This is a genomic window from Streptomyces sp. (assembly GCF_036566765.1).
Taxonomy (GTDB): Bacteria; Actinomycetota; Actinomycetes; order Streptomycetales; family Streptomycetaceae; genus Streptomyces.
Genome location: NZ_DATCVQ010000519.1, coordinates 1 through 3,123, shown reverse-complemented (window position 1 = coordinate 3,123; position 3,123 = coordinate 1). Strand labels below are relative to the sequence as shown.

Sequence of the window (3,123 nt, the reverse complement as noted above, 5' to 3'; positions counted from 1 at the left end):
CTACGACATGCCGATTGACCAGCGACGCTGTGCCTCATCCGGCGTGGGTGAGGCTGTGTAGGCGGGCGATGCCGAGCACGGCATGGTGAACGCCTTTGCCTTTGAGGCGGCAGTCGCGGAGGATCTTGCAGAGAGCGGAGGGGTGCCGTCGGGACTGAGTGTCAGCGGGGGATGCTCTGTCCCGCTTCGGTGAGGGTCAGTGTGAGGCACCCCAGCCACGTGCCGGATTGCGGGTACTCCCAGTTCTCGGCGTTCGCCAGGACTGCGGGAAGGTCCTGCTTCGGGATGGGGGGACCGGGCTGCTGACCGAGAGAGCCATCCGGCGCTGTCCAGGGCACGAGCCGGCACACTTCGATCCATCCTCTGTCGGCGAGGGGAAGGAGGATCGGGACGAGAGCCGAGGCGGGCCGTGAGACCAGCGGCTCGTCGAGGTCGCCCCAGACGCCGGGGAGGATGTCGATCTCGGTGGCGTTGATCATGAAGGCGCGTTCGGCGGAGGACAGCTGGTCTGTCGCGGGATAGCTCACGCGCAGAGTGTCGCAGCTCAGGGAAACGGCCGGCGAGAGCCCCCGGGTGGCTCTCTGAAGAAGTGGTCACATGGACGAGATGATCTCGATGTGACTGGTGTGATCACAGTGTCGGAGCCGTCCTGGATAGCCCCGTTCTCCGGGCTGAGCCCGCGAGCCTTCGGGAAGCTGGTGACGGTACTGCGTCGCGCAGGTGCGGACTCGGTTCGCAAGGGCCGACCGTGGGGCCTCTCATTGGAAGACCGGACCTTGCTGGTCACCGCGTACTGGCGAACGAACCTGACCATGCGACAACTGGCCCCACCGTTCGGGATCTCGAAGTCGGCAGCGGACCGCATCATCGACCACCAGGGGCCGATGTTCGCGCTCCAGTCGCGCAAGCGGTTCGCCAAGGATGCCGTGCTCATCGTGGACGGCACTCTGGTTCCCACGCGGGACCACACCATCGCCGTGCGGTCGAAGACATCTCATGTCGCTGGAGGTCAACTCAATGTGTGGCAGCGTCACGTCCAGCCCCAGTGGTCGGAGGTGATGTGCCTCGCCTGTCGGAGCCACCCGATAACATCGCGGCGCGTCATAAGGCGGATACCAGAGGGGGTTGAACGTGCAGGCCGCTGGCGTTGAGTTTCGGGTGAACCATCCGGTTCTGGCGCTGGGTTCGACCGACTGGCTGCCGGTGTTGGAGTTGGGAGGCGAGGCCGCGGTCGGGTGCGACACCCATGTGGCAATCCGGGTTCAGGCCCAGGTTCAATTCATTAAGGCCCGGCTCTTCACCGAGCCGCTCGACGAGGAGCCAGGGCCGGATCCTTCCTTCACGACCGTCTTCGAGGGGCCGATCTCGTTGGCGGATGGGCGGTTGGTCATCGGTGATGTCATGGGCGTGACGCGCTTCGTGAGTCTCATCGGTGAAGCGGGCAGGCGGCAAATCCGTGTCGCCGTTGACGAGCCCGGCTGGAACGCGGCCGCCGTCGACATCTCCGTGGGCCCGCGGCTTTAGGTAGCGAGCGCAACGGGTGCATTGAAGGCCCGTTCGGGGTCGTAGGGCATGCGGTTCTGCAGGCAGTGGTAGAGGCAGCCGAGCAGGTTGTTGAACAAGTCTCTGAGAGCTGCGGTATGGCGTTCTCCACCAGCTCTCCGTCGGTCGTAGTGGGCTCGTGGAGCCTGCGCTCGGAGGGCTGCAAAGGCCCATATGTGCCCGGTTGAGCCCAGTCGCTGGTTCTTGACGGTCCGGGCCACGACCACGTGGCTTCGACCGGAGGCTCGCGTCACAGGTGCCGCTCCGGCGTATGCCTTCATGGCTCAGGCGTCTGCGAAGCGTTCGCGGTCGTCCCCGATCTCGGCGAGGACGCGTGCCCCGGACAATACAGACAGCCCCGGGAAGCTTGTGATGATGCCTGCATCAGGGTGTGCGAGGAACGTCTCTTCCGTCGCCGCCGCGAGCTGAGTGACGCTGAGGCAGGCGGCGTCGACCTGTCGGATGAGCGCCACTGTCTGGTGTCCCAGAGCCTGTTCGACCTGCGGCAGTTGCCGCAAGTAGTCGGCGCGGAAGACTGAGCTCTTTCAGAGTGGCCACTGATCGGGTGACGGGCTGGCGTTCCGCAACGCATGAGGCTCCCGCGCCGTTGAGAGAGGTGTTCGACGTCTCAACTCATCAGCGCAGGAACCTCGTTGGTTCCCAATCCTGCCGCACTCGACCTGCCTCACGCCCTGGTCGAGTGGGTATCCATGCTCATCGTCACCCGTGAGGGTGACCGCCACCGCAAGCTCCCGCCTCACCAGCGCGCTCTCGTGGGCCTTGTCTACCTCCGCCGGCACGACACGCTCACGCAGATCGCCGCCGGCTTCGGCATATCCGTCGGCACCGCCCACGCCTACGTCACGGCCGTCATCGAGCACTTGTCCCGCCGGGCACCCGGACTGCTGCGGGTCCTGCGGGAAGCCGACCCTGAACACGTTCTGCTCGACGGGACACTCGCCGAGTGCGACCGTGTCGGTGACAGCCGGGCCGACTTCTCCCAGAAGCACCGCCGTCACGGCGTGAACGTGCAGGTCGTGGCCGATCCCGCGGGCAAGCTGCTGTGGATCTCGCCCGCACTTCCCGGCCGCACTCACGACCTGACCGCGGCCCGCACCCACCGCATCATCCGGATCTGCGAACGCCAGGGCGTCCCGATCCTCGCTGACCGCGCCTACATCGGTGCCGGCCCCTGGGTGACCACACCGATCAGACGCCTCCCGAACCGGGACCTCACCACGACCCAGCAGACGATCAACCGTGCCCTGTCAGCGGCACGAGCACCGGTCGAACGAAGCATCGCGCGACTCAAGTCCTGGCGAATCCTCCGCAGAGCTCTCCACCCACAACGGCTCAGCCCTCAGCACCCCACGCATACAGGAGAAATGCCCGCGCTGCAGTCTTGTGCAACACGCTTTAGTTGGGTCCGTGACGATCTCGTGCCCACTGCAGCCGAGGACGTTCGCACCTGTATCCCGGCAGACGTCGCCCGCCACAGCTGAGGAGCCGGGGCTCGTTCTTCACGGCCGGTCTCGCGCACGTGCGATGGGACGCGAGACCGGCCCACGAGGCGCACCCAAT

The 3,123-nt window shown here is 66.0% G+C and carries 2 protein-coding genes and 4 pseudogenes; 3 read left to right on the top strand and 3 right to left on the bottom strand.

Features of this window, described 5'->3' with window-relative positions:
- Positions 1–34: 34 nt before the first annotated feature.
- Both VIU94_RS30290 and VIU94_RS30285 read right to left on the bottom strand, forming a co-directional pair.
- A pseudogene (locus VIU94_RS30290) lies at positions 35–127 on the bottom strand (IS5/IS1182 family transposase); the annotation flags it as partial.
- 34 nt (positions 128–161) lie between these two features.
- Positions 162–527, bottom strand: coding sequence for a hypothetical protein (locus VIU94_RS30285; protein WP_331916174.1), 366 nt, complete (start codon positions 525–527; stop codon positions 162–164).
- Between the two features lie 90 nt (positions 528–617).
- On the opposite strand from VIU94_RS30285, the pseudogene VIU94_RS30280 reads away from it, so the two are divergent.
- Together VIU94_RS30280 and VIU94_RS30275 are read left to right on the top strand one after the other, a co-directional pair.
- Positions 618–989: pseudogene (locus VIU94_RS30280) on the top strand (transposase family protein); the annotation flags it as partial.
- 142 nt (positions 990–1,131) lie between these two features.
- Entirely contained in the window at positions 1,132–1,524 is a 393-nt protein-coding gene (locus VIU94_RS30275; protein ID WP_331916176.1) for a hypothetical protein, read from the top strand.
- Here VIU94_RS30275 and VIU94_RS44910 read toward each other — a convergent pair.
- Positions 1,521–2,078, bottom strand: a pseudogene (locus VIU94_RS44910) (transposase); the annotation flags it as partial. The gene VIU94_RS30275 and the pseudogene VIU94_RS44910 sit on opposite strands and share 4 nt — an antisense overlap.
- A gap of 117 nt (positions 2,079–2,195) precedes the next feature.
- Here VIU94_RS44910 and VIU94_RS30265 point away from each other — a divergent pair.
- A pseudogene (locus VIU94_RS30265) lies at positions 2,196–2,915 on the top strand (transposase family protein); the annotation flags it as partial.
- Positions 2,916–3,123: the final 208 nt, after the last annotated feature.